The organism is Bacillus cereus group sp. BfR-BA-01383 (assembly GCF_022663495.1).
Classification (GTDB): Bacteria; Bacillota; Bacilli; order Bacillales; family Bacillaceae_G; genus Bacillus_A; species Bacillus_A cereus_AU.
In genome coordinates this window covers 1-25883 of record NZ_JAKUFP010000046.1, presented here as the reverse complement: position 1 = coordinate 25883, position 25883 = coordinate 1, and the positions used below count along the sequence as shown (strand labels likewise).

The following is a 25883-nucleotide window of genomic DNA, read 5'->3' as shown; positions in this document are numbered from 1 at the left end:
AAATTAAATAACCTGAGTCCATATAAATATAGAACTCAGGTTGCTTAGTTGCGCTTTTTAAATACTGTCTACTTGACAGGGGTCACTGCAATTTAATAGGCTTTTTTATAAAGGCTAATATAACTGAAATGTATTGAAATTATAGTAGAAAATGGGTAGAAATACTTAAGAATTATTTTTATTACAATTACACCCTTTTTTCTTTACATAGCCTTGTTGAGCTAAATCTTTTTGCGATTGAGAATTGGAAGATTGAGAAGAAGTTGAAGAACTACTATTTTTGTTATTAGAATTGTTTTTTTGATAGTTGCTATAATTACTCATAGTTTCATCACCTCCAATTAATTATATAAATATTATATGTGAGTACTCTATTAATTGTTACAATTGAGAATATGTAATTGGTATATACAATAAAAAATCTCCAAGGTATTTTCCAAGGAGATGAATTATAGTTTTCTAATAGAAATGACTTAAATCAGTAGCCCCAATATGGTGGGAAATAGTATGAATCTTGGTAATATAAATTTTGTGGTTGAGATGGGGATTGAGTTGCTTGATTTATCATTTCTCGGTTTTGATTACAGTTTGCTGGGGGACCAATTACCGTAGTAGATTGAATTGGTGATACCGCTTGTTTCCATTGTTGTTCATTTAGACAATAAGTATGGGCCATCATATTAGCCGGAGTTAATCTTAAAATATCAGAACCAAAAATAACTTCTGGGGTTGGGGCGTCGAAAATAGCTAATAAATGAGTATTATCTGCAGTAGCAATTTCATAATGCCACCATGCCTGTGGAATATTAGCAACTTGCCCTGGTTTTATCGGTAAGTTTAAAATTTGATTCGAAAATGGATTAAGTAAAGAAACAATAGCAGATCCTGAAATACAGTAAACAAGCTCAGCTGCATTTTGATGAATATGAGGTTCTACAACATTCCCGTTACTTAAATAAATATCTAATAAAGAAGTATTTTCTAAAGTATTTAATTGTTTAATGCCAAGTACGTTTATATAATTTTGGGCATCTTTCTTAAAAAAATTACTTTTACTTAAATCATGAGTGAAGTTGGTTGAAGGAGAGGTGTAGTCAATATTAGAAGTCATTTGTATTCCCCGCCTTTCTTATGTTGTATTACAATCTAAAATTAGGGTATGAGTCTAGGTATTGAAATGTGAAAGAGGATGGTATTAGTACGTTAAATAATAAAATCGCAAGTTCATATGCAGTATGACTGGATTCCGATAAAATAGTGTGAAATCAGTTTGGTTGCGAGAAAAAGCTCCTTTAATTACAATTAATGTAATTGATAGTGTTTTTTATTAGTTAATAAAAAGGAAGTGTGGAAATGAATAATACTATTTTAAAAGAGTTAGAAGTTGAATTATCAAATTACTTTAAACCATTTTTGAATGTACCTGCAACAATAGAAGAAATTCAATATGTTGAAAGTGAAATGGGAATTTCATTTCCAGATGAGTTACGTATGCTTTATCTCGCGCATAACGGTGAAGATAAATCTGGACCAGGATTATTTTTTGGTTTGCCATTTCTCTCGTTAGATGAAGTTTTGGATGAATGGAGAATATGGAAAAAGGTTGAAGATGGAGGGGCATTTGATTTTGATGCATACTCTATACCAACAAAGTATATTAAAGAGAAATATGTAAATAGAAAATGGATACCCATTAGTAATGACGGTGGTGGGAATAATATTGCAATAGATGTTGATCCGGATGAAAAGGGGAAAATAGGACAAGTTATTAATTTTGGACGAGATGAAGAAGTGAAATATGTTATTGCAAATCGAATTTCAGATTTATTACTATTTATTTTACAAACACTAAAAGATAAAAATTTCACCATTCACCAAGAGGAAGATTATTTATATTGGAGTTATGGGGCTAATGATAATATACATTTTTTAGACGCATTATTTAATATTGAATTACCTGTTTTACATCCTAATTTTATATTTCAATCTGAAAATAATGTTAAAAATTGGTATGGTAGTTTAAATGAAAAATGGAAAAACATCGTGGGGTCTCATGAACGTGCGAGTAAATTTATAAGAGAAAAGAGATTACATTTAGGTGGAAATGAGTTAGTAGATATTAGTCCATTACAGATGTGTACGGAAGTAAGGGAGCTAATTTTATCTGGAAATGAAATTAAAGATATAACAGGATTAGAACGGATGAATTCTTTAAAGAAGTTATATTTAGTTAATAATCCGGTTCAAGATTTAACACCAATAGTACATTTGCAGCACTTAGAAGAAATGAATATTAAGAAGACGAGTGTAAATAATCTGTCGGCACTTGTAGAAATGCCATCATTAAAAAAATTAGATATTTCAAATACAGATATTAAAGATTATTCGTTGCTACCGCAGTCTCGGATGTTAGAATCGCTTTCTGTACATATTTCAAATCGTGAGCAGGTCATTGCAATTTCAAAAGTAGATACTTTAAAGCATTTACGTATTTTAGGGTTAGATAATGTCAATGAAGTGGATTTACTCATTTTACAAAACTTAAATAAATTAATAACACTTGAAATTGAAAATAGTAGTATTAATAATTTTAATTGTTTTAAATATAATACAGCAATACAAAATATAAAGTTAATAGATACAAAGGTAAAAGATGGGTCGGCATTAGGGCGATTGAAAGGATTAAAGGAGCTAGAATTAGATGGAGCAACAATTGAAAACCTTGAAACGATTTGTTGTTCTAATTCATTAGAAATATTTACAGGGTCGTTTGATCAATTTCATATGTTAAAAGACTCTTTTGATAGAAAAATAGATTTTTCAAAAATAATTGGTGAAATGAGTGAAGAAGAAAGAGAAATTTGGTACCAGCATGTAAGAGATTAGAATACAGGAAATAATATTATTATGTAAACAAGTTTCAAACCACTGTTTGACAGTTGATTCGGCAATAAATTGATTAAAATCAATAAATTATGTGTAATTGAATGTCACATCCCTCCTAAATCGTTCGTCTTGTATGTAGAACGATAAGGAGGGATTTTATTATGAATACATTTGATGTAGCAATTGTTGGCGGCGGGCTTGCTGGATTAACAGCATCTATATATTTAGCGAAAGCTGGAAGGAAAGTGATTGTGTTAGAAAAGTCTAATCGCTTTGGTGGTCGAGGGATGACTATAAATAAAAATGGCATTTGCATGAACCTTGGTGCGCATGCTTTATACAGAGGAGGAGAAGCATTTTTAACTTTTAATGAGCTCGGTATGAGTCTCCCGGGTGGAATACCATCTACAAAAGCGCATGGAATATGGAAAGGAGATGTATTTACCATTCCAACAGATTTTCGCTCTATTTTATCAACACCTCTACTTTCATGGTCTGCAAAAGTACAATTCTCACGTCTTATGATCCATTTAAGGAATGTAGAGGTAGGAGAAGTTCCAAAAATGAGTCTAACTACATGGGCAGAGAATGAAATAAAAGATCCAATGGTTCGAAATATATTTTATGCGCTATGCCGAACAACAACATATACGTATGCTCCTACAATACAATTAGCATCATCAGTACTAAAGCAAATACAGCTTTCTATGAAAGAAGGAGTATTTTACGTAGATGGTGGTTGGGAGACGATAATAACAAAATTAAGGGATTTAGCGAATGATGTTGGTGTGCAATTTCTAGCTAGTAAGCATGTTTTGGAAGTAGAACATTGTGAAGGTATACAAAAAATTCGTTGTTTGGATGATGAAGTATTTGAAGTTGATGCAGTTGTCGTGACGACACCCCCTAAAGAAGCTTGTAAAATAATAAAAGGTGCAGAAGGAACACGTCTGTATAGATGGAGTGAACAATCGGTACCGGTTACCGTTGCTGCATTAGATATTGGTTTGAGACGTTTAACCAATCCTACACATCATTTCGCATTGGGATTAGATCAACCTGTATTTTTCACAAACCAATCAAGAGCAGCTAAATTAAGTGAAGATGGATCGATAGTTGTGAGTTTAATTAAGTATCACAATCCTTTGGTAGAGATAAATGATTTTCATGATGATAAAGAACAGTTGAAAAATACGATAGAGTTGTTACATCCAAATTGGAAAAGAGAAGTTGTTGCACAGCAATATTTACCGAAAATAACGGTAGTACATGATTTTCCTCATATTGACCGCATTGAAAACCCGGGTCCTAATATCCCTGAAATGCCTGGTGTTTACATTGCAGGAGATTGGGCTGGGCATGATGAATTATTAGCTGATGCTGCGGTAGCAAGCGGGAAACGTGCAGCGTTACACATTTTAAAGCAATTAGAAAGCGAGGATGTTCATCATGGACACGGAGCAATTATATGAAGCGTATCAACCATTGTTATTTTCATTAGCATATAGAATCCTTGGGAGTGTTATGGATGCTGAGGATATAGTTCAGGATGTATTTATCTCGCTAAATAATATTGAGGATGTTGAGTCTATAGAAAATATGAAAGCATATTTGTGTAAAATGGCGACAAATCGCTCAATTGATAAATTACGTTCGGCAGCACATAAACGTAACGTATATGTAGGGATGTGGTTACCAGAGCCACTTGTAGAAGAGAGTGATGAGCCATCAGAGGCATTTGTAATGAAAGAATCCCTTTCCACAGCATATTTATTACTTTTACAACAACTGTCTGAGGTAGAAAGAATTGTTTTCATATTAAGAGAGGTTTTCAGCTATGACTACGAGGAAATCGCTTCAATTGTTGATAAGAGTAGTGTGAATTGCCGGAAGATCTTTCAACGTGCACGAAAAAGTATTTTGGAGAAACCGAAGCAATCAAAATTAAGTACGAAGAAAATGGCTGCTTATGTTGAAAAGTTTGTATCATCATTACAGTGTGGGGATGCGCAAGGAATGTTAGAAGTATTAAAAACAGATGCGATATTCAAAGCAGATGGTGGCGGTAAAGTTACAACTGCTATTAATCCGATTTATTCTGCGGATAAAATTATACGTTTGTTCTTTGGAATTGCCAAACGATTGACAGAAGAGTACACTGTTGATTTTAAAATGGTAAATGGTGCACCAGGTGTTATCGTTACAATAAATAACAAAGTAACTTATGTACTTTCATTTGCATTTGAGGATGAAAAAATTTCAAACATTTATATGATGGTTAATCCTGAAAAACTTATGCATTTAAATGTGGAAATATAAAATAAAGACGCATTTCACAGAAATGCGTCTTTATTTTATTACTTTTCTAACATTTCAAGAGGTACATCTTTTTCGCCGGCTACCTCAAATTTAATTTCCCCGTCTTCTTCATAAATACGTGTAATAATCGGTATAGTAATCATTAATTTTTTATGCTGCTTTCGCTTTCTAACAGCATCTAAGCTAATCACGTTCATTGTAAGCATCCTTTCTTCTAAAAATATATAAACAAAAGAAAATGCGTCCGAAAAGGGCGCTTAATTGAATTTGAAATACCGATTCATTTAAATGGGGTTTATATTATTTTATAACTGCAATTTTAATGTGAAATAATATGAATGGAATAATTGCACGTAGAAATTAACTTTACCAAAAAACGAAACAATATGCTATAAAAAATTATAAATCTTTGTCATATAACGGGAAAAAGGTTTTTGTTTCGCATATAATAAAAAGTAGACGGGCAGCAAGAGCTTTTTCATCATATTGCTTGGAAAGGCGATGAAAAGAATGGATACAGTAGATTCATTATTATTGCAACTTGAACAATATGGAGAAGAGCATGATCGAAATAAAAAAACGAGGGAAGAAAAATTAAGAAATATTTCTCGTGAATTAGGGCAATTTTTATCAATTTTAGTTAAAGGGTGTAATGCAAAAAAAATTTTAGAAATTGGAACTTCTAACGGTTATTCTACATTGTGGTTAGCTAATGCGGTAGAAGAAACAAATGGAAATGTAACAACTGTAGAGCTTTCTTCGGAACGAGTTGGAGAGGCACTTGTAAATTTTGAGAAGGCAAACCTTTTACAAAGAATTGATGTTCATAATCAAGAAGCGGGGGCATTTTTAGATTCGCAACTCAATCATTCATTTGATTTTATTTTCCTAGATTCAGAGCGTACGCAATACATGTGGTGGCTTGAGCATATTAAACGTATTTTACAACCAAAAGGTTTTCTTATTATTGATAATGCAACTTCTCATGCGAGTGAATTAGCTGAGTTTATAAAAATGATTGAAGAAGATGATGTGTTTGAAACGGTGTTATTAGCGTTTCAAAAGGGAGCATTTGTAGCACGCAAGAATAGATAGAAGTGAACATAATATAATTATCACATTGAAAGTGAGTAGATGTCAAAGGATTGAAAACAGCATAGTAATAAAAACATAAATTATGTAGGTAACATATGAAGAATCCGCCTTCAGCATGTTGTTCTCTAGGTCTTAAGTCTGAGGAAAATTATGTTGATTACAGGTATACTTATACTAAGAAACAGGGAATGACTGCATAAACAGGCATTTCTAAAAAAATCGATTTCAAGCAGTCAGAATGTATATGAAATACGATATAATAGATGAAATATAGTGCATATAAATTCGCACATATAAATAAAGGAGCGATTTTGTTGACTGAACTCGAGAAAAAAGAATCTGTATCGATTGTGAAAGATAATAATGTAGAAGTAGTAGTTGATACAGTTATAAAAGATGCAGAACTAGAGGAACTGAATAAAGAGGCTGATCTTTATGTACAAAAGTTAAATAGCGAGCAAAATACAGATTTATCAAAAGTATTGTCGCAGCTTGGAGACTTAGGAGATAAAGAGCAGCAAGCGGCAGGACAAACGTTATCAGCATTGAAACGTCCTGTAACAGCGATGATGAATGGAAAAAATGAAGAAATTCCAAATACATTGCTAGAATTACGAAAAGTGGTCTCAGAACTTGATCCGAATTCATTAAAAGCAAGTGGTATGAAGAAAATAATGTTCAAAGTATTCAAGAAGAATCCTCTTGAAACATACGTGCATAAATATCAATCTATAGATAAGCAAATCGAGGAGATTATAAGATCACTGCTAATTGGCCGTGATAACTTACAAGAAGATACGGTTGGCCTTGAAATGTTAAAAGAACAATCACATGATAAAATTCATGCTCTTGATAAACAAGTATACTTAGGAAAAAAACTTGCAGGCATGCTTGAAGCTGAGAAGCAAAACCCAGAGCGTCAAAGGGATATTCCATTAATTAACGATGCATTAGAAAAGATATTAGTACGTACACGTAATATGCAGCAAGCGAAAAGTGTATTATTACAATCTATCGCATCTGTAGACATTATTAAGAAAAATAATGAGAAGTTAACAGAGGCAATTCGTAATGCAATTACGATGACGCAAAACGTTGTAACAGTTTCAGCTGCTATCCAGCTGGCATTAACGAATCAACGTAAAACAATTGATGCAGTTAATGCGACAAATGAAGCAATTGAATCAATGGTATTAAGCAATTCTCAAGCGTTAAAACAAAATACAGAAGAAACAACAAAATTGCTTGAAAATCCTGCTATTAGCATGGATAAATTACGTGAATCATTCCAAAATGTATTTGCGGCTATTGAAGCGTCTGAGAAATCTTCAGAGCGTATTATCGAGTCTAGTAAGAAATTCGTCATTGAACTAGACACATTTAATGATGAGATGAAGCAGAAACTCATTCAGCGTCCAAGGAAATAACAGATTATTAGAGGAGGTGAAAAAATGAGTTTCATTCAAACAGTATTAGTACTATTAGGTACATTACTTTTAATCGCATTTACTGTCGTTGTATTAGTTGTATATTTCGGACGAAAACTGTATTTTTCATGGACGAAACCATATAAAAGAGCGCAAGATTCGATAGAGAAGTTATCGAACAAATCAACACCGTTTTTACAAGAATTTACGCAGCACCCACTCTTTTATCGCTGGATTCGTACTGAAGGGAAGAAAGAACAGCATACATTAAATACTCTTTTCTGTGCATCAGGACAACGTACGAGAGAGCAAGTATTCTCAATGTTACCGAAAGAAAAGCAGAAAAAAGTGCATGTAATGGCAAAAACAACGAAAAAGCTTACGAATGAAGATATCGATGTGGCTGCGATGAAAGTGAAAGATTTCTTAAGACAAGAAACGCAGCAAACAGTAAAACCGACAGATCTATCGTTTTATAAATTGTATTTTTATGATCGATATCCAGATGCACTAAATACAATTCAAGGGTATAAACGCTCAATAAATCCTTCATTACAAAGAACGGTTGATGACATTACAATTTCAGTATTAAATGCACTGCCGTACTATCAAGAGCAGCGTATGTTTGAACAACAACATAAACTTGAAACGTTCTTAATGAAAGATTTAACAGCGATGTTATCTTTAGTAGTACAATTACCACCGTCACAACGTCCAGAAAAAGAAGAAGAACTAAAAATCTACTTACAAAATTTCCAAAAAGAAATGGAAGTAGTAGAGCGAGATATTCGCGACTCGATTGATCACGATTTGAATGTGAAGATGAGAGCAGCGACAGAGAAATTTAAGAATAAATAAAAAAAGCGCCTTAAAAGCTAAGTATTACAGCTTTAAGGCGTTTTTTTTTGAGATTTTATTTTGCCTTAACGGTAGTATGACTAGAAGGAACACTCTCATTATGCAATCGATCGACGGCAGTTACCACATACGTATACGTTTCTCCGGAAGTAGCCGTTTTATCTACATAAATTTCTCCAAGTTTCGTTTTTCTGACAGTAGTAAGTAAATTTTTTGGATTTTGTATATCCACTTCATTTTTTCCATTCACACGATAAATAGCGTAATAAGTAGAGTCATTATCTCTATTGTCAATGATACCTATAGCAATACCTTCATCTCTTGGAATGGCACCCTTTAAAGTAGGTTGTTTTGGTGGATTATTATCAAGCCAAGGCATAGGTGGGATTAATGCAGGATGTTTATATATGTCTTTCGAGAGTCTATCTTTAATTCCTAGTGGGTTTTTATTCATATCTTTTAAGCTGAAATGCATGCTACCTTTTATTTGAGAATATTGACGGTTTAAAGCAATTTGCTTTGGATATTCTTCTGGATCAGACCAAGCAGGGACAGAGTTGTTATTTATTTTATAAGCCGCTTGACCGATATATAGGTGAATCGGTTTGTTATTTGTTTCTTTTACCCACCAATCTACTAATATGTCATACGCAGCAGGTGTGAAACCAATATTCCAATATATTTGCGGGGTAATGTAGTCAATATATCCTTTTTGTATCCACTCACGTGTGTCAGCATAAAGGTCATCAAAGTTTCTTTGGCCTGCGGTTGTGTTAGAGCCAGTTGGATCATCAGCAATATTTCGCCATACACCAAATGGACTAATACCAAACTTTACATATGATTTTTCTTGCTTAATAGCGGCATTTAAACTCTTTACAAGTTCATTTACATTGTTACGTCGCCAATCCTCTATATTCTTAAATTTATCGTTATTATACGTTTCGTACGTTTTTTGATCAGGAAATTCTTCACCAACTACTTTATAAGGATAAAAATAATCATCCATATGCAACGCATCAATATCGTAATTTTGTACGATTTCTAAAGCACCTTCCGTTATAAATTTTTTAACTTCTGGAATACCAGGATTGTAATATAACTTTCCGCCATAAGGTACAACCCAATCGGGATGTTGTTTTGCAGGGTGATTTGCTGATAATTGGTTTATATCAGTGTGATTCATTGTTATTCGGTATGGGTTAATCCATGCGTGGAACTCTATATTTCTTTTATGTGCTTCTTCAATCATAAATGCAAGCGGGTCATAACCAGGATATTTTCCTTGTGTACCTGTAATGTATTCAGACCAAGGACCGTAATTTGAGGGATAAAAAGCATCAGCAGTTGGTTTAATTTGTACAACAACTGCATTCATACCAGTGTTCCTTACATCGTCTAGTAATCTAATAAATTCTTGTTTCTGATCTTCAATTGATAAACCAGCCTTTGAGGGCCAATCAATATTAAGAACAGATGCTATCCATACAGCACGTAATTCATGTTTCTTGTACGTAGTATTTACTTCAGCATAAGTAGAGCGAGGGGGAATGAAAGAGAAAGGAATAAAAAAGATGACGATACAACATATCATTAATAAACGTTTAATGATCATTTATACGCCTCCCTATCATATGATTATTTAAAATAATATACGATATGAGGTTGGCCTTGCAATTGAGAAAAATATATATTGAAACATTAATTTAATAGGAAAAATATTTTTACTGAAATTTACTTTCAATATAACTAAATCGTTTCATTACTTCATATGCTTGTTAGTAAAGTGAAACTTTCTTTCATTTGAAAGGGAATAAATTATAAGTATAGGAGGAGTAATAAATGAAGGTTTTATTCGTTTGTTCTGGAGGAATGTCCAGTGCAATTGTTGTAAACGCTTTAAAAAAAGAAGCGGAGAAAAAGGGTGTGAACATGAAAGTGCATGCAATTGGAACAAGTGAGGTGGAGGAAGAAGTAAAGAATGGTTGGGATGTTGTAATGGTTGCACCCCAAATTAGACACCGATTTGACTCTGTAAAAAAACTGGCAGAGCAAGAGTCTGTTCCGTGCGGTATCATTCCCCCACAAGCATACACACCGCTTGGTGGGCCGACTTTATTAAAAACTGTAAATGATTTAATTAGTTAGGGGGAAGCGTTATGAATAAGTTTGTCACGTTTCTTGATAAAAACTTATCTGGACCGATGGCAAGGCTTTCTGAACAGAGACATTTACAAGCAATCCGTGATGGAGTTATTTCGGCATTACCATTTATTATTGTAGGAAGTTTCTTTTTAATCGTAGCATTTCCACCATTGCCGAAAGATAGTTTCATATCAGTATGGGCATTGAAAAATCAAACAAGTATATTAATTCCATATCGATTAACGATGTTTATTATGTCTTTATATATAGCATTTGGAATAGGATATAATTTAGCGAAAAGTTATAAGTTAGATGCTTTATCAGGAGCACAGCTTGCGGTATGTTCCTTGCTATTAACATTAACCCCTGAATTAATTGATAAAAAAGGATTTATGCTTCCGATGACAAATCTCGGAGGTCACGGATTATTCGTGACGATGATTGTTTCTATTTTATCAGTTGAGATTTTAAGATTTTGTAAGAAGAATAATGTAACAATCAAAATGCCAGAACAAGTACCACCGTCAGTATCGCGTTCGTTTGAAGCGCTTATACCTGCAGCTTTCGTTATTATTATTATGAGTCTTATTACAGTCGTTTTTAAAGTGGATGTACATTACGTTGTGGATAAATTAGCTGCACCGTTAGTAAAAGCTGGTGATAGTTACTTTGGCGTTATTATACCTGTCTTTTTAATTACATTTTTCTGGTCTTTCGGAATACATGGGGTATCGGTTGTAGGGACTGTAGCGAGGCCGCTTTGGGATGTGTATTTAGGAAAGAACGGTGAAGCTGTAGCGAGTGGTGCGAGTCATTTTCCATTCATTGCACCAGAGCCGTTTTATCAATGGTTTATATGGATTGGTGGTTCGGGCGCAACGCTAGGACTTGTATTAGCCATGATTGTTTTTGGTAGATCAAAATATTCGAAAGCATTATCGAGAACTTGTATTGTACCTGGCATTTTTAATATTAATGAACCAGTTATATTCGGTTTGCCGATTGTACTGAATCCAATTTTAATTATTCCTTTCGTCATTACACCGCTAGTAACAGCTACTATAGCGTATGCTGCAACTGCAATGGGATTTGTAACACCAACGCATATTATGCCGCCGTGGACACTACCAGCTCCAATTGGTGCATATTTAGCTACAGGAGGAGATTGGCGTGCAGTTGTATTAGTTTTAATAAATATAGCAATCTCATTTCTTATTTACCTACCATTCTTTAAAATGTACGACAAAAATATGCTTGAAATTGAAAAGAATGGCGACGGAGAATCTGTTAATCCATAAGTTTTATACTGTATTTATGAGTGATAGGCATTTTGCCTATCACTTCTTTCACATGAAGTCCAGAGAGGGTGAAATGGAATGAATATAAAATTTAGTTATAAAGGTGTATTTTTATTATTATTTGGAGTGATATGTGCGAATTTACTTTTTGTACCTTTATTAAGAATGCTAAATCTATCACAAATGCATAGTATATGGCTCGTTACAAGCATTGCGGCAAGTATTTTGCTTACAGTAGTTGTTTCTTTCATTGATGGATCGTTTGCATCGAAAGCTCAGTTGTTTTTTAGATTTATATTATTTTCGATAGGTTGTACCTTTTTAACTTACATGATTGTTTTTTAGTAAATAGGAGGTCATGCATGTTATGTATATTGTAGGGTTAATGTCCGGTACATCGTTAGACGGAATAGATGTAGCGCTCGTTCATATAGAAGGGAGTGGTGTAGAGTCTAAGGTTGAACTTATCCATTTTACTACTGTTCCATTTTGTAATGATATAAAAAATGAAATACAACAATCATTATCAATGGAAAATTCAAATGTCCAACTCATATGTAGTTTGAATTTTAAGCTCGGATTATGTTTCTCTAAAGCTGTAAAGGAAGTTTGTAAAGAGGCCAATTTTCCTTTGAGACAATTAGATTTAATAGGTTCTCACGGACAAACGATTTATCATCAGCCAAAGCAAGAAGGTAATATTATTTCTTCAACATTGCAAATTGGGGAACCAGCAGTTATAGCATATGAAACGGAAACGACCGTTATCTCTAATTTCCGAACGATGGATATGGCAGCAGGGGGACAAGGTGCACCACTTGTACCGTATTCAGAGATTATTTTATATCGTCATCAAACTAAAAATAGACTACTGCAAAATATTGGCGGGATTGGTAATGTTACAGTGATTCCAAGTAAACGAAGTAATGAGAGTGTTATTGCTTTTGATACTGGTCCAGGAAATATGGTAATCGATGAAGTATGTCAAAGATTATTTCATGTACCATATGATCAAAATGGTGGGCTTGCAAAACAGGGAGTAGTTGTAGATGAAATTTTAACATACTGTATGAACCATCCATTTTTGAACATGAAACCACCAAAATCAACAGGTAGAGAACAATTTGGAAAAGAGTTTGTTAGTGAATTATTAAAGCGATTTGAAAAGTATAGTAAAGAAAGTATATTGACGACTGTCACGATGTTTACAGCATGTTCAATTGTTCATCATTATAAGGAGTTTATTCTGCCGCATTATGAAATCGATGAGGTGATTCTAGGCGGTGGTGGAAGTTATAATGATACACTTGTCGAAATGGTACGAAATGGATTGAAAGAAGAAAAATGTGCAATTTTTATTCAAGAAGATATAGGCTATTCTTCCGCAGCGAAAGAAGCAATCGCATTTGCAATTTTAGCAAACGAAACGTATCATCGTAATCCGAGTAATGTGCCGAGCGCAACAGGTGCAAAGACATCGGTAGTTTTAGGGAATATAACTTTTCCTCCAATAAGAAGATGAAAATGGGGCGAGTAAATGAAGTATATGATTGGAGTAGATGGTGGGGGATCAAAGACAGAGGCGATTGCTTTTGATCAAGATGGAAATGAACTTGCAAGAGGTACGAGTGGATTTGGAAATATATTAATAGATTATAAGGACGCACTCTCACATATTATAGATTCGATTGATCAATGTCGGGAAAGTTTAATAAATGAGAAATGCGTATGTATTTGTTTAGGTTTAGCAGGTATAAGTGGAGCAAATACAAATGAATTAACGTTACGATTAAATAAGAAGTACGGAACCCGAATTGAAGTTTTTAATGACGCAATAATTGCACATGCAGCTGCTTTAAAGGGTAAGGATGGAATATTAACTATAGGTGGTACAGGTGCAATTTGTATAGGAAAGAAAGGCGAAGTGTACGAGTATAGCGGGGGATGGGGACATATTTTAGGAGATGAGGGAAGCGGTTATTGGATTGCATTACAAGCTTTAAAGAAAATGGCAATTCAGTTTGATCAAGGAGTTCGACTTTGTCCTTTAAGCTTGAACATTCAAAATCATTTTCAACTTTTGACGCCATCTCATATAAAAAGTTTAGTATATACTTCTTCAAAAGATAAGGTGGCAGCAATTGCGCCATTCATTATTCATGAGGCGAGAAATGGGAATGATACTGCACATAAAATTATGATGCAAGCTGGTACGGAATTAGCGAGAATTACAGTAGATGTTTATAATAAGTTGCAATTTAAGTTTGCAACTCCAATTGCAGTAAGTGGTAGCATATTGCGTTTAGTTCCTGAAATATATGCTGTATTTAAGAAGTGTTGTGAAGAAAGAATTGAAGAACTTACATTTTTATCACAATCAGAAATGGCAGTGAAAGGAACATATTATTTAATGAAGGATAAATATTTCAAAATGTAAATAGTTAAATGATAATTTTTGTATGAATTGTAAAAATATGATGCTAATATAAATAAAGGGATATAGAATAAGGAAAGTACAATATGCACAGCAATTGAATATTGTATAAGTATTCCCATGTAGAAAGTGAATGATTACATGATTAATAGTATGCAATTGTTGTATGTAGTGGTTTCGTATTTATTTGGAAACATATTGACCGCTTATATCGTAACAAAATTGAGACATAACGTTGATATTCGTGATGAAGGAAGCGGAAATCCTGGCGCAAGAAATATGGGGCGTGTATATGGAAAATGGTATTTCGTTGCGACATTTTTAGGTGATGCGATCAAAGGGGCAATCGTAGTTTCTATTGCAAAATACCTTTTTGAAGATTCTACATTCGTAATGATAACATTACTTGCTGTTATCATAGGACATATTTACCCGGTTTTGTTTAAAGGCAAGGGTGGAAAAGGCATTTCAACATTTATTGGAGGACTAATTGCATTTGACTATTTGATAGCGCTTACTCTTCTATGTATTTTTATTATATTTTATTTAATATTTAAAGGATTTACTAAGCCAGGGTTAATTACAATCGCTTGTTTACCAATTTGCATGATTTTTTATTCTTACTCTATTATAACGACTATTTTAAGTGCACTTATTATTGTACTTATTCTTTATGTAAATCGAGAATAAAATGAACTTTTAATAAGTGGGGGCAATCTCCACTTATGATTTTTATTAAAGAGTAAGTGAGCGATAAGTAGAGAAAGAAGGTGGATAGGATATGGGGGTAATTTATAAGGTTGCTGATCAAGATTGGGAATTTGAAAGTATACATAAATTGAACTATAAAACATTTGTAGAAGAAATTCCACAACATGAAGAAACGAAAGAGCGTTTGCGTATAGATCGATTTCATGAAGAAAATACATATTTAATTTGTTTAGATAAGGATAAGTTAGTAGGTATGGTCGCGGTGCGGGGAAAACGACCATTCTCATTAGATTATAAAATCTCAAACTTAGATTTTTATTTACAAGAACATGGTGAAAATGTATATGAAATTCGTTTACTTTCAGTAGAACGTGAATATCGAAATGGAAGGGCTTTCTTAGGCTTAATTCGATTTTTACATCGTTATTTGCTTCTAAACGGATATGAATTGGCACTCATTTCAGCCACAACACGTAAACTACCTTTATATGAGCAAATGGGGTTCAAACCTTTCCATACGTTAGTTGGAGCAGAAGAAGCTGCTTTTCAGCCAATGTATGTTACACCAGTTATGTTTGAAGAATCGAGTGTCGGGGGTATTATGACGAAAGAATATACGTTTTTACCCGGCCCAGTAGACATCGGAGAGAATGTCCAAAAGGCATTTTCTTCTAAGCCTATTTCCCATCGTTCTAAGTCATTTCAAGTGACGATGAGAAATGTAAAAAAACGATTACTTCAAATGACGAAAGCAAAACATGTACAACTTATGTTAGGAACGGGGACGTTAGCGAATGATGCGATTGCATTACAGTTACGTTCTTTAAAAAGTAAAGGACTAGTTTTAGCGAATGGGGAATTTGGTAATAGATTAATTGGGCAGGCAAAACGAGCACATTTAAGTTTTGATACGTATAAAAAACAAATGGGAGAGCCGTTTCTACATACCGAATTAGAAAAAATAATTGCGGCTGGAAATTATGAATGGCTTTGGTTTGTTCACCATGAAACATCAACTGGAATGTTAAATAGTTTAGAAGAGCTAAAAGCGCTTTGTAAAAAGTATAAAGTGAAACTATGTGTAGATTGCATAAGCTCAATTGGCGCAATACCAATTGATTTGAAGAATATATATTTTGCAAGTGGGGTTAGCGGAAAAGCGATTAAATCATATACAGGATTATCTTTCGTTTTTCATAATCACATTATGGAGAAAAACGAAGCAATACCCGCGTATATGGACATTGGTATGTATGAAATGAATGATAGTATTCCATACTCCCATTCATGGAACTTAATGTATGCATTACAAGAAGCAATCAAGAAATTTGAAGATGAAAAGGCATTTGAAAAAATAATAGAGACGTATGCTTATCTTGAAAAAGCTATTACTACTATGGGTTTTAAGCTAGTTTCACCTAAAGAACATGCCGCGAAAATTATTCTTACCATTCAATTAAACGAAGAGCAATGTTCTATAGCAGTAGGCGATGCATTAGCATTGCAAGGATATATTGTCCATTATGAATCAGCATATTTACAAAAGAATAATTGGATCCAAATTGCTTGTTTAAATCATTATAAAGAACGTGATATGAAGAGGATGTTACATTGTTTACAGATGTGGGCATTAAAGAAAGAAACGCAGATATAAAGAGTTTTACGTAACATAGAGGATTGAGTATAAAGGGGTTCTTACTTACGAGAACTTAGGAATGATACTAGGAATAGATTATAGAACATTGGAAGAGGTGCCAGTATGATAACTAGAAAACTACCATTACATATAACTGACATTAAGAAAGCTCAAAACATTCTGGATAGAAATGCCCGTAAAACACCATTAGTTAAATCATTTTATTTGACTAGTAAAACAGGTGGAGAAATTCACTTGAAGTTAGAAAATATGCAATTAACGGGTTCTTTTAAATTCCGTGGTGCATTTAATAAAATGTCACAGCTGACAGATCAGGAAAAAGAAAGAGGAGTAATTGCATGTTCCGCAGGTAATCACGCACAAGGAGTTGCTTTATCTGCTCATTTACTTGGTATGAAGAGTAAAATTGTTATGCCAATTTCTGCACCTCAGGCGAAAGTTGAGGCAACTAGAGGATATGGATCAGAAGTTATTTTATTTGGTGAAACTTTTGATGATGCAAAGGCAAAATGTGAGGAAATTATACGGGAAACAGGTGAAACATACTTGCATCCATATGATGATATAGAGGTAATGGCTGGTCAAGGTACAATTGGATTAGATATTCTTGATGACATGTGGGATGTCGATACTGTTATTGTACCTATTGGCGGAGGAGGGATTATTTCAGGTATAGCTGTAGCATTAAAATCTTTTAATCCATCAATCAATATAATTGGTGTCCAAGCAGACAATGTTCATGGAATGAAGGCATCTTATGATAAAGGGACAATCGTAGAACATTATGAGGCACCAACTATAGCAGATGGTTGTGCTGTTAAAATACCAGGGAATTTAACGTTTGAAGTTGTAAAAGAATTAGTAAATGATATTGTAACAGTATCAGAAGGTGAATTAGAAGTAGCGATGAAAGACTTATTACAACGTGGAAAAGCTGTTGTAGAAGGTGCGGGCGCATTAGCTACTGCTGCACTTCTTGCAGGAAAAGTTGATCAATATATTAAAGGGAAAAAAGTAGTAGCAGTTATTTCTGGTGGAAATGTAGACTTGCAGCGTATATCGAGTGTTTGTGAGCAATTTTTTGTGGCGAATGAAGTGAAATGATGTTTGTAAGGGAAACTTCCCACTGATTATTAATTGTATCAATCGGGATTTTAAGAGATAAATTAGTATAATGAAAGAAGAGCTAAGAGAAATCATCTTAGCTCTTCTTTCATTATACTTGCGCTGAAGGAAATAATGACTCCATTTTTACTTTGCTCTTTTCTCGAATTTCAGAATCCGCATGTCTCATAACATATTTATGCGCTACAGCGATCGCTAAAACATCATCTAATAAGCCAATCCCAATAATAGCAGCTATATCGGGAATGAAATCGATTGTTAATACGTAATAAGATAATGCGGCTAGTATTATGAATTTCGCTTTAGTAGGTAACCCTTTCTTTTTCATTGTGTAGAATAAAATAATACTTTCATATACGCTAGATTTACCGAGGTTTGCTGAGCTTTTTTTGAACTTTTTCCAAAGCGTCTGTTTCTCCATATAAACACTCCTTTTACAAAAACATAGATTTTTTAAAAGGATGGACAAAGAAGTGAGCGGATAATCAATTTTATTGCTTTTCTTATTTTATATTTCCATAAAAATAGGGAATTACCTGTTCAAAATAATATAATGTTGGTTATGCAACGACTCAAAGTGTTTCGTTTGTAAATGGTTATTGGAATGTATAAAGATTATTTCTTTTTTAATAAATAAAAAATATAAAAAGGAAAAATAATGCAACTTATTAACGCGCTTATTCGTGTTATATATGAAAGGAGGAGGGGGATGGAAATTGAAGAAATATATAAGCTTTATATAAACGATGTGTACCGGTATTTATTTTCCCTTTCTCGTAGCCATCACGTAGCGGAGGACTTGATGCAGGAGACTTTTTATCGGGCGTATCTTTATCTAGAAGACTATGAAAACCAAAAGGTAAAATCATGGCTTTTTAAAGTGGCATATCATACGTTTATTGATTTTGTTAGAAAAGAGAAAAAAGTAGCTTTTGTAGGAACGGAGGAATTAGAGACAATACAAGCAGGTGAATCTACAGAGGAGTATGTAGTCGCAAAAAATAGTTATGAAAAATTAATTCAGATTATTCATACTTTACCGGTGGTAGAGGCACAAGCTATTTTACTATGTGACGTACATCAATTAACGTACGAAGAGGGTGCTTCTGTATTAGATTTAAAGTTAAACACGTATAAAAGTCACATATTTCGTGGGAGAAAGAGATTAAAACAATTGTTAAAGGAGGAAAAGAGTCAAAATGACAAATGATAAACCTCATTCTGAACAAGAAGATTATAAAGACTTGTTACAAGAAGCTCTTCATCAAAGGCCTGCTTCTCTTCCTGATGGAAAACAGGAGCAAGTGTTGAAAATAGGAAAAAAAAGAGCGCGTATTACGAACGTTTTAATTGTATTTACTTTTTTATTACTTATTCAACCTATTTTATATGTATCTACACTCTTATACTATGTATTTGCACCTACAAACGCAATGGAGATACGGAATGTAGTAAATCAAACGTTAAGTGTAACGGAACCCAATGTATATATGAAAGAAAGAGACATGGAGCAAACGTTGTTACCGCTTAATTTACAATTGCATTTTGATTTGTATAAAAGGGTAGGGAAGAAAGATATTCGAATAGGCGAAGAGAAAACATATTATTTATTAAGTAAAGCAACGAAAGTAAGCCGTGAATATACAACAGATGAAAAAATTCCAGAAGTCCCATATATAGATAACGAGGTATTATCTCATCCTAATAATTATAATGTGTCTTATAATAGTAGCGAAGAAGCGCAAGTATTAAAAGGTCTTCCGCAAGAATCTGTTGTAGAAGCATTTGTATCTTTTAGAGAATTATTAAGTGTACAAGAGATAGAGAACATGTTTCCTACTATTGATATTGTATGGTATGCCGTGAATACAGGGTTAGAGGAGAAGCAAAAGAATGATGAGGGTCTGTATGTTGCACCGATTGGTTTTCCAGCAGATATGATTTCAAGTCCAAGTGGTCCTTTTTTAAGCGATTCACCTCATGAGGAACAATTTATCGGTGTGTTAAAGTCATTACAGAAGCATGAAGATTTATCGGTGAAGCTATCTAGAGCGAAAACATTAGAGTTGTCAAAACGTATTTCTTTCCTTGAAAAAAATGGGATAAAAACATACGGGGCAGTTGTAACTGGACCTAAAGGAGAAGTTGAAAAATTGATGAGCCATGAAAAAGTTAGAAACTTGAAAGTAGGTGAAGTGAGATTATGGAATTGGCATTCTTAAAAAAAAGAAAGAGTCATATTTATAAACAGGAAACGTGGATGGGGATTATTTCATTAATAATTGCCTTTCTAGCGTTATTGTATTTGAACATTATATTGCTTATTCAAGAAACATTTATAGGCGAAGGTTTTCTGCAAATAGTTGGAGCTGGATTGTTGTGTTCAGTCGTAGGCATGCTCACAAAAAGCAAAAGTCGAAAATATGCACTGTGGGCATGTAGTTTATTTGTTTTTATGCTACTGTTTGCTGTATTTGGATTTATGTTAGGTTGGATGATAAGCTTTGCGCCATAAATATGTGGAAAAGAGCGAATGTAGATTCGCTCTTTTTTTATGTATAAAAAGAAAAATATATCAAATTTGAAAGAAGAGCACTATGTAACTAGACTGTGGTTTTGGTGATATGTTTGTCGCTCACTTTATAGGAGTAAATATATGAGCCTTAAACTTCATTTCATTTTATCTCCTATTAACATGGAAGCATTAATAAAATCCGAGAAAAACCAAAAAGAATTCGTTCAACTTGTACACAATGAATATAAAAAAAGAAGATAAGAATTTTTTTATTTTTCATATTTGGCGAAACAAATGGTACAATGAAAGCTAATGTGAAAAATAAGGAAAAGAAGTGGTCTATTTGAAAAACTTTTTAGAATTAGGAATTAGTGAAACTTTTAATCATACATTACGTGAAAATGGAATTACAGAAGCAACACCAATTCAAGAGAAGGCAATTCCTATTATTATGTCAGGAAAAGATATTATTGGGCAAGCGAAAACAGGGACGGGTAAAACGTTAGCATTCGTTTTACCTATTTTAGAAAAAATCGATTCAGAGTCTAGTGATGTTCAAGCTTTAATTGTTGCGCCAACAAGGGAACTAGCACTGCAAATTACAGCTGAAATTAAAAAAATGCTTGTTCAAAGAGAAGATATTAATGTACTAGCGATTTATGGCGGACAAGATGTAGCGCAACAATTGAGAAAATTAAAAGGTAATACACATATTGTTGTTGCGACACCAGGACGATTATTAGATCATATACGACGTGAAACAATTGATTTAAGTAATCTTTCAACGATTGTACTTGATGAAGCGGATCAAATGCTTTATTTCGGTTTCTTATATGATATTGAAGATATTTTAGATGAGACACCTGGTAGTAAACAAACGATGTTATTCTCAGCAACGATGCCAAAAGATATTAAAAAATTGGCGAAGCGTTATATGGATGAGCCGCAAATGATTCAAGTACAAAGTGAAGAAGTAACGGTAGATACAATTGAACAGCGTGTCATTGAGACGACAGATCGTGCAAAGCTAGATGCACTTCGTTTTGTTATGGATCGTGATCAGCCATTTTTAGCTGTTATTTTCTGTCGTACAAAGGTTAGAGCAAGTAAGCTGTATGATAATTTAAAAGGACTAGGTTATAATTGTGCTGAACTTCATGGTGATATACCTCAAGCGAAACGTGAGAGAGTTATGAAGAGTTTCCGCGAAGCTAAAATTCAATATTTAATTGCAACGGATGTAGCAGCTCGTGGACTTGATGTAGATGGTGTAACGCATGTATTTAACTATGATATTCCTGAAGATGTAGAAAGTTATATTCACCGAATTGGCCGAACAGGACGTGCTGGTGGATCAGGTCTTGCAATTACGTTTGTTGCAGCGAAAGATGAAAGATATTTAGAAGAAATTGAAAAAACGCTTGGTGCACCACTACAAAGAGAAATAATTGAACAACCGATGATAAAACATGTAGATGAAAATGGAAAGCCGAAACAAATGCCGGCTCAAAAACCGAAAAAAACAGGTGAATATCGTCAAAGAGATAGTCGTGAAGGTTCAAGAGGTGGTTCAAGAAATAGTTCGAGAAATGATAACAACCGATCATTTAATAAGCCAAGCAATAAGAAAAGTAGTGCAAAGCAAGGTCAGCAAAGACGTGGGCGTTAAACAGTTATAATTCTAAAGGAGTCGCAAAAAATTGCGGCTCTTTTTTGTTTTTATACAACGAAATTGATATAAGTACAAGGGTGGTGCTAAGAAGTCACTTTTAAAATTTCATTCACCGTATTAAAAATAAATTTTAAAATGCATAAAGGAGATAAAAAGTAGGACGTTGTATATGTAAGGTAATAGGAAACTTTTTACAAACTACACATATAATTTAAATAGACCGACAGTCGGTCTTTGGGAAGGGGTACATGAGTGAGAATCGTAAAGGAGTATGAGGAGCGTAGAAAGGAAATTTTAGAAACTGCTGAACGCTTGTTTATTATGAAAGGTTATACGAAAACAACAGTAAATGACATTTTAAAAGAAATAGGTATAGCAAAGGGGACGTTTTATCACTATTTTAAGTCGAAAGAAGAAGTGATGGATGAGATTATTATGAGGATTGTTAAAGAGGATGTTGCTAAAGCGAAGGCAATCGTCTCTAATCCAAATATCCCAGTTTTAGATAAGTTATTTCGAGTTTTAATGGAACAATCACCAAAATCGGGAGATATAAAAGAAAAAATGATTGAACAATTTCATCAGCCAAATAATGCGGAAATGCACCAGAAAAGTATAGTACAATCAATTATTCATTTATCTCCTGTCTTAACAGAAGTTTTAGAGCAAGGAATCGAAGTGGGTATATTTTCTACTCCATACCCACAAGAAACGATTGAATTATTACTCTCTTCAGCACAAGTTATATTTGATGATGGTTTATTCCAGTGGAAACCGGAGGAAATGCTGAGAAGAGTTAAGGCTTATATTAAAATGATGGAAGCATCTGTTGGAGCAAAGGAGGGAGCCTTTGATTATATGGTCGAGGTTTTAATTAAACAGAAATAGGAATTTTCTGTTTGGGTATTATAGACCGACAGTCGGTCTAAATTAAATGAAGGTTGTGAGTATGATGTTAGTTAGCACAAAATCTTCTATGAAAGACTTTTATTTAATGGTTAGTGGGCAAATTATAACGATTTTAGGATCAACACTTTTACGTTTTGCTTTGTCTTTATTCGTGCTAGATATAACAGGACGTGCTGATATATTCGCGGGATTATATGCGATAACGAGTATTCCGTTTTTGCTAGCACCTCTCGGCGGAGCAATTGCAGATCGTTTCAATCGCCGTAATTTAATGGTCATTTTTGACTTTATAAACGCTGCGATTTTATTAGGTTTTATTGCTTTATTATTTAACGGCACTGTATCTATTATGTGGATTGGAATTGTTATGTTTTTATTAGCAGTTGTTAGTGCGATGTACGCCCCAGTTGTAATGGCAAGTATTCCACAATTAGTTCCAGAAAAAAAACTAGAGCAAGCGAACGGTATTGTTAATGGTGTTCAAGCATTATCTAATATAGTTGCACCTGTATTAGGAGGAATACTGTATGGCATAATTAGTTTGAAAATGCTCGTAATAATAAGTTGTCTTTCATTTTTTTATCTGCGATTTTAGAAATGTTTATTAAAATACCTTTTATAAAAAAAGCGCAAGAAAGCCACATTATACTGACAATTGTAAAGGATATGAAAGAAGGGTTTATATACGTTTTAAAACAACCATTTATTTTGAAATCCATGCTTTTAGCCGCGCTACTAAATTTAATTCTTACACCACTATTTGTAGTTGGTGCCCCAATTATTCTACGAGTAACAATGGAAAGCAGCGATACGCTATACGGAATTGGAATGGGATTGATTGATTTTGCTACTATATTAGGAGCGTTATTAATAGGTCTTTTTGCGAAAAGACTACAGATGAAAACATTGTATTACTGGATGCTTTTAATAGCTTTATTAGTAATACCAATGGCGCTATCAGTTACACCTCTTATTCTTAACCTAGGATACTATCCACCATTTACCCTCTTTATACTTTCTTCTATCCTAATTGCAATGGTTATGACAATTGTATCCATTTATGTAATTACTGTTGCCCAAAAGAAAACACCAAATGAAAACCTAGGAAAAGTAATGGCAATTATAACAGCGGTAGCTCAATGTATGGCGCCAATTGGGCAAGCTGTATATGGCTTTATGTTTGAAGAGTTTAGCTTGAAAATTTATTTACCTATATTATGTATTAGTTTCATATTGATAATAATAGCTTTTGTTACGAAGAAAATATTACGGAATGAGGGGGAACTAGTTTGATATGATTAGTAGAATGTTAAAAAGAGATTTCTCTCAAAATAATATGATAATCGTTATTTTATTTATGTTTATAATGCTATCAACTCTTTTATTTGACTCCTATTGAGTGTAGGAGTTTTTTTCTTTGTTTGAAAGTCCGAAAAGAGATATAATAATTTTCTGACTATTAAAGCGTGGAGGGGTACAAATGAAAAATGAAACGTTACACACACAAGAAGATATTATAAAAATGCTTGATTCATTATTAAGACCTGCAGAACCATTTTGGAATGAATTTTATGCAGATAGAGAAAAGGATGTTCCGTTTTTTGAAAACGTTCCAGATGAGAACCTAGTTTCGTATATACAAAAAGAGTGGGTTTCCAAAGGGAAAGTGTTAGAGCTGGGATGTGGTCCAGGAAGAAACGCAATTTATTTAGCGAGTGAAGGATTTGATGTAACAGCAGTGGATTTATCTGTAGAAGGTATTAATTGGGCGAAAGAGAGGGCATTAGAAAAAGGAATAGAAATTCACTTTATTTGTGAGTCAATTTTTAATTTAGATGCTCAAAATGAATTTGATTTTGTATACGATTCGGGCTGCTTACATCACGTTCCACCACATAGAAGAATGAACTATGTAGATTTAATTAAAAACTCATTAAAATCGGGGGGGTATTTCGGATTAACATGTTTTGCGGCAGGCGAATTAGATGAGCGAAATGGATCAGAAATAACAGATTGGGACGTATATAGAGGATGGAGTTTACAAGGTGGTCTAGCGTATTCAGAAGAAAAATTAAGAGAGATATTTAAAGAATTTGAAGTGATTGAAATTAGAAAGATGAGACAAATGGAACAACCGAATGAAATGTTTGGAGAATCATTTCTTTGGACAGCATTATTTAAGAAGAAATAAAAAAGTAGATAATTGACAAACGCATCGTTTTTATAGACAATATATTTATAAGAATGTACGTTCGGTTTTGTTGTCCGATGTATGTTTTACATAAATATATAACAAGGGGTTGTCTCTAAATGAGTAACACAAATCAAAAAATTACTACGTTTTTAATGTTTGAGGGCAAAGCTGAAGAAGCGATGAATTTTTACACATCGTTATTCGATCAATCAGAAATTGTAAGTATCTCTCGCTACGATGAAAATGGACCTGGTAAAGAGGGAACTGTAATTCATGCAACTTTTACGCTAAATGGCCAAGAGTTCATGTGTATTGATAGTTTTGTAAATCATGATTTTACATTTACACCAGCTATGTCTCTTTATGTAACTTGTGAGACGGAAGAAGAAATTGAATTTGTCTTTAATAAACTAGCGCAGGATGGAGCAATTCTTATGTCTTTAGGTTCCTATCCATTTAGTAAAAAGTTTGGCTGGTTAAATGATAAGTATGGTGTATCTTGGCAGTTAACGCTTGCTGAATAAAAAAAGAAAAAGCATAGCTTATTTAATCTGTACCCTTTGTAAAGAACATTTTGAAAAAAGTTAGGCAATATCAAGAAGATGATTTCTGTATTCAACAGGAGTCATCTTTTTTAA

At 33.6% G+C, this 25883-nt stretch carries 26 protein-coding genes and 2 pseudogenes; 23 read left to right on the top strand and 5 right to left on the bottom strand.

The window, feature by feature from the left end:
• Positions 1–165: 165 nt before the first annotated feature.
• Together MR065_RS24655 and MR065_RS24650 are read right to left on the bottom strand one after the other, a co-directional pair.
• On the bottom strand, positions 166–324 hold the full coding sequence (locus tag MR065_RS24655) for a hypothetical protein (protein ID WP_170956619.1): 159 nt from the start codon (positions 322–324) through the stop codon (positions 166–168).
• A 154-nt stretch (positions 325–478) separates the two neighbouring features.
• On the bottom strand, positions 479–1111 hold the full coding sequence (locus MR065_RS24650) for a cupin domain-containing protein (protein WP_242215394.1): 633 nt from the start codon (positions 1109–1111) through the stop codon (positions 479–481).
• 242 nt (positions 1112–1353) lie between these two features.
• On the opposite strand from MR065_RS24650, the gene MR065_RS24645 reads away from it, so the two are divergent.
• The 3 genes from MR065_RS24645 to MR065_RS24635 all read left to right on the top strand — a co-directional run bounded on the left by MR065_RS24645 (position 1354) and on the right by MR065_RS24635 (position 5205).
• Positions 1354–2886 carry an SMI1/KNR4 family protein gene (locus tag MR065_RS24645; protein WP_242215393.1) on the top strand — a complete coding sequence of 511 codons (1533 nt, stop codon included), beginning with the start codon at positions 1354–1356 and terminating at the stop codon, positions 2884–2886.
• A gap of 161 nt (positions 2887–3047) precedes the next feature.
• Positions 3048–4358: a phytoene desaturase family protein gene (locus MR065_RS24640; protein WP_242215392.1), complete on the top strand. Its 1311-nt coding sequence runs from the start codon at positions 3048–3050 to the stop codon at positions 4356–4358.
• Entirely contained in the window at positions 4336–5205 is an 870-nt protein-coding gene (locus MR065_RS24635) for a sigma-70 family RNA polymerase sigma factor (protein ID WP_242215391.1), read from the top strand. Before MR065_RS24640 ends, MR065_RS24635 begins: the two co-directional genes overlap by 23 nt.
• 38 nt (positions 5206–5243) lie before the next feature.
• Here MR065_RS24635 and MR065_RS24630 read toward each other — a convergent pair whose 3' ends face one another.
• Complete coding sequence (locus tag MR065_RS24630; RefSeq protein WP_242215390.1) at positions 5244–5402, bottom strand: hypothetical protein; 159 nt, start codon at positions 5400–5402, stop codon at positions 5244–5246.
• A 304-nt stretch (positions 5403–5706) separates the two neighbouring features.
• Between MR065_RS24630 and MR065_RS24625 the strand changes: the two genes are divergently transcribed.
• The 3 genes from MR065_RS24625 (at position 5707) to MR065_RS24615 (ending at position 8585) form a co-directional block, all read left to right on the top strand.
• Positions 5707–6300: an O-methyltransferase gene (locus tag MR065_RS24625; RefSeq protein ID WP_242215389.1), complete on the top strand. Its 594-nt coding sequence runs from the start codon at positions 5707–5709 to the stop codon at positions 6298–6300.
• Positions 6301–6614: 314 nt separating this feature from the next.
• Positions 6615–7727, top strand: coding sequence for a toxic anion resistance protein (locus MR065_RS24620; protein WP_141436282.1), 1113 nt, complete (start codon positions 6615–6617; stop codon positions 7725–7727).
• 24 nt (positions 7728–7751) lie between these two features.
• Positions 7752–8585 carry a DUF3974 domain-containing protein gene (locus tag MR065_RS24615; RefSeq protein ID WP_242215388.1) on the top strand — a complete coding sequence of 278 codons (834 nt, stop codon included), beginning with the start codon at positions 7752–7754 and terminating at the stop codon, positions 8583–8585.
• Positions 8586–8640: 55 nt separating this feature from the next.
• Here MR065_RS24615 and MR065_RS24610 read toward each other — a convergent pair whose 3' ends face one another.
• Positions 8641–10200 carry a glycoside hydrolase family 10-like protein gene (locus tag MR065_RS24610; protein ID WP_242215387.1) on the bottom strand — a complete coding sequence of 520 codons (1560 nt, stop codon included), beginning with the start codon at positions 10198–10200 and terminating at the stop codon, positions 8641–8643.
• Between the two features lie 227 nt (positions 10201–10427).
• On the opposite strand from MR065_RS24610, the gene MR065_RS24605 reads away from it, so the two are divergent.
• The 8 genes from MR065_RS24605 (at position 10428) to tdcB (ending at position 17934) form a co-directional block, all read left to right on the top strand.
• Positions 10428–10733 carry a PTS sugar transporter subunit IIB gene (locus MR065_RS24605; protein WP_097906342.1) on the top strand — a complete coding sequence of 102 codons (306 nt, stop codon included), beginning with the start codon at positions 10428–10430 and terminating at the stop codon, positions 10731–10733.
• Positions 10734–10744: 11 nt separating this feature from the next.
• On the top strand, positions 10745–12028 hold the full coding sequence (locus MR065_RS24600; protein WP_242215386.1) for a PTS sugar transporter subunit IIC: 1284 nt from the start codon (positions 10745–10747) through the stop codon (positions 12026–12028).
• A 78-nt stretch (positions 12029–12106) separates the two neighbouring features.
• A complete protein-coding gene (locus MR065_RS24595; RefSeq protein ID WP_242215385.1) occupies positions 12107–12373 on the top strand; it encodes a hypothetical protein in 267 nt (88 codons plus the stop codon).
• 22 nt (positions 12374–12395) lie between these two features.
• Positions 12396–13550 (top strand): anhydro-N-acetylmuramic acid kinase AnmK, encoded by a 1155-nt coding sequence (anmK, locus tag MR065_RS24590; RefSeq protein WP_242215384.1) that lies wholly within the window; start codon positions 12396–12398, stop codon positions 13548–13550.
• A gap of 15 nt (positions 13551–13565) precedes the next feature.
• On the top strand, positions 13566–14465 hold the full coding sequence (locus MR065_RS24585; RefSeq protein ID WP_242215383.1) for a BadF/BadG/BcrA/BcrD ATPase family protein: 900 nt from the start codon (positions 13566–13568) through the stop codon (positions 14463–14465).
• A 138-nt stretch (positions 14466–14603) separates the two neighbouring features.
• The gene (gene plsY / locus MR065_RS24580) at positions 14604–15152 is read left to right on the top strand and encodes a glycerol-3-phosphate 1-O-acyltransferase PlsY (protein ID WP_242215382.1); all 549 of its coding nucleotides are present in this window, start codon (positions 14604–14606) and stop codon (positions 15150–15152) included.
• A gap of 91 nt (positions 15153–15243) precedes the next feature.
• Entirely contained in the window at positions 15244–16827 is a 1584-nt protein-coding gene (locus MR065_RS24575; RefSeq protein WP_242215381.1) for an aminotransferase class V-fold PLP-dependent enzyme, read from the top strand.
• Between the two features lie 105 nt (positions 16828–16932).
• A complete protein-coding gene (gene tdcB / locus MR065_RS24570; protein ID WP_242215380.1) occupies positions 16933–17934 on the top strand; it encodes a bifunctional threonine ammonia-lyase/L-serine ammonia-lyase TdcB in 1002 nt (333 codons plus the stop codon).
• Positions 17935–18046: 112 nt separating this feature from the next.
• Here tdcB and MR065_RS24565 read toward each other — a convergent pair whose 3' ends face one another.
• Positions 18047–18376, bottom strand: coding sequence for a YkvA family protein (locus tag MR065_RS24565; RefSeq protein WP_242215379.1), 330 nt, complete (start codon positions 18374–18376; stop codon positions 18047–18049).
• A 288-nt stretch (positions 18377–18664) separates the two neighbouring features.
• Between MR065_RS24565 and MR065_RS24560 the strand changes: the two genes are divergently transcribed.
• From MR065_RS24560 to MR065_RS24525, 9 genes and pseudogenes are all read left to right on the top strand, one after another.
• Positions 18665–19165 (top strand): sigma-70 family RNA polymerase sigma factor, encoded by a 501-nt coding sequence (locus MR065_RS24560; protein ID WP_242215378.1) that lies wholly within the window; start codon positions 18665–18667, stop codon positions 19163–19165.
• Positions 19155–20177: an anti-sigma factor gene (locus tag MR065_RS24555; RefSeq protein ID WP_242215377.1), complete on the top strand. Its 1023-nt coding sequence runs from the start codon at positions 19155–19157 to the stop codon at positions 20175–20177. The genes MR065_RS24560 and MR065_RS24555 overlap by 11 nt, the downstream gene beginning before the upstream one ends.
• Complete coding sequence (locus MR065_RS24550) at positions 20159–20470, top strand: hypothetical protein (RefSeq protein WP_144492142.1); 312 nt, start codon at positions 20159–20161, stop codon at positions 20468–20470. The genes MR065_RS24555 and MR065_RS24550 overlap by 19 nt, the downstream gene beginning before the upstream one ends.
• A gap of 334 nt (positions 20471–20804) precedes the next feature.
• Entirely contained in the window at positions 20805–22139 is a 1335-nt protein-coding gene (locus tag MR065_RS24545; RefSeq protein WP_242215376.1) for a DEAD/DEAH box helicase, read from the top strand.
• Positions 22140–22394: 255 nt separating this feature from the next.
• A complete protein-coding gene (locus tag MR065_RS24540) occupies positions 22395–23030 on the top strand; it encodes a TetR/AcrR family transcriptional regulator (protein ID WP_242215375.1) in 636 nt (211 codons plus the stop codon).
• A 64-nt stretch (positions 23031–23094) separates the two neighbouring features.
• Positions 23095–24344, top strand: a pseudogene (locus tag MR065_RS24535) (MFS transporter).
• 1 nt (position 24345) lies between these two features.
• A pseudogene (locus MR065_RS27830) lies at positions 24346–24444 on the top strand (ABC transporter permease); the annotation flags it as partial.
• Between the two features lie 87 nt (positions 24445–24531).
• Positions 24532–25242, top strand: a complete 711-nt coding sequence (locus MR065_RS24530) for a class I SAM-dependent methyltransferase (protein ID WP_242215374.1) — start codon at positions 24532–24534, stop codon at positions 25240–25242.
• Positions 25243–25361: 119 nt separating this feature from the next.
• Positions 25362–25769, top strand: coding sequence for a VOC family protein (locus MR065_RS24525; protein WP_242215373.1), 408 nt, complete (start codon positions 25362–25364; stop codon positions 25767–25769).
• Positions 25770–25883 lie beyond the last annotated feature (114 nt).

Bases quoted from the DNA above. Each gene is read 5' to 3' on its own strand.
- MR065_RS24655 (WP_170956619.1), bottom strand. From the start codon at position 324: ATGAGTAATTATAGCAACTATCAAAAAAACAATTCTAATAACAAAAAT.
- MR065_RS24650 (WP_242215394.1), bottom strand. From the start codon at position 1,111: ATGACTTCTAATATTGACTACACCTCTCCTTCAACCAACTTCACTCAT.
- MR065_RS24645 (WP_242215393.1), top strand. From the start codon at position 1,354: ATGAATAATACTATTTTAAAAGAGTTAGAAGTTGAATTATCAAATTAC.
- MR065_RS24640 (WP_242215392.1), top strand. From the start codon at position 3,048: ATGAATACATTTGATGTAGCAATTGTTGGCGGCGGGCTTGCTGGATTA.
- MR065_RS24635 (WP_242215391.1), top strand. From the start codon at position 4,336: ATGGACACGGAGCAATTATATGAAGCGTATCAACCATTGTTATTTTCA.
- MR065_RS24630 (WP_242215390.1), bottom strand. From the start codon at position 5,402: ATGAACGTGATTAGCTTAGATGCTGTTAGAAAGCGAAAGCAGCATAAA.
- MR065_RS24625 (WP_242215389.1), top strand. From the start codon at position 5,707: ATGAAAAGAATGGATACAGTAGATTCATTATTATTGCAACTTGAACAA.
- MR065_RS24615 (WP_242215388.1), top strand. From the start codon at position 7,752: ATGAGTTTCATTCAAACAGTATTAGTACTATTAGGTACATTACTTTTA.
- MR065_RS24610 (WP_242215387.1), bottom strand. From the start codon at position 10,200: ATGATCATTAAACGTTTATTAATGATATGTTGTATCGTCATCTTTTTT.
- MR065_RS24605 (WP_097906342.1), top strand. From the start codon at position 10,428: ATGAAGGTTTTATTCGTTTGTTCTGGAGGAATGTCCAGTGCAATTGTT.
- MR065_RS24600 (WP_242215386.1), top strand. From the start codon at position 10,745: ATGAATAAGTTTGTCACGTTTCTTGATAAAAACTTATCTGGACCGATG.
- MR065_RS24595 (WP_242215385.1), top strand. From the start codon at position 12,107: ATGAATATAAAATTTAGTTATAAAGGTGTATTTTTATTATTATTTGGA.
- anmK (WP_242215384.1), top strand. From the start codon at position 12,396: ATGTATATTGTAGGGTTAATGTCCGGTACATCGTTAGACGGAATAGAT.
- MR065_RS24585 (WP_242215383.1), top strand. From the start codon at position 13,566: ATGAAGTATATGATTGGAGTAGATGGTGGGGGATCAAAGACAGAGGCG.
- plsY (WP_242215382.1), top strand. From the start codon at position 14,604: ATGATTAATAGTATGCAATTGTTGTATGTAGTGGTTTCGTATTTATTT.
- MR065_RS24575 (WP_242215381.1), top strand. From the start codon at position 15,244: ATGGGGGTAATTTATAAGGTTGCTGATCAAGATTGGGAATTTGAAAGT.
- tdcB (WP_242215380.1), top strand. From the start codon at position 16,933: ATGATAACTAGAAAACTACCATTACATATAACTGACATTAAGAAAGCT.
- MR065_RS24565 (WP_242215379.1), bottom strand. From the start codon at position 18,376: ATGGAGAAACAGACGCTTTGGAAAAAGTTCAAAAAAAGCTCAGCAAAC.
- MR065_RS24560 (WP_242215378.1), top strand. From the start codon at position 18,665: ATGGAAATTGAAGAAATATATAAGCTTTATATAAACGATGTGTACCGG.
- MR065_RS24555 (WP_242215377.1), top strand. From the start codon at position 19,155: ATGACAAATGATAAACCTCATTCTGAACAAGAAGATTATAAAGACTTG.
- MR065_RS24550 (WP_144492142.1), top strand. From the start codon at position 20,159: ATGGAATTGGCATTCTTAAAAAAAAGAAAGAGTCATATTTATAAACAG.
- MR065_RS24530 (WP_242215374.1), top strand. From the start codon at position 24,532: ATGAAAAATGAAACGTTACACACACAAGAAGATATTATAAAAATGCTT.
- MR065_RS24525 (WP_242215373.1), top strand. From the start codon at position 25,362: ATGAGTAACACAAATCAAAAAATTACTACGTTTTTAATGTTTGAGGGC.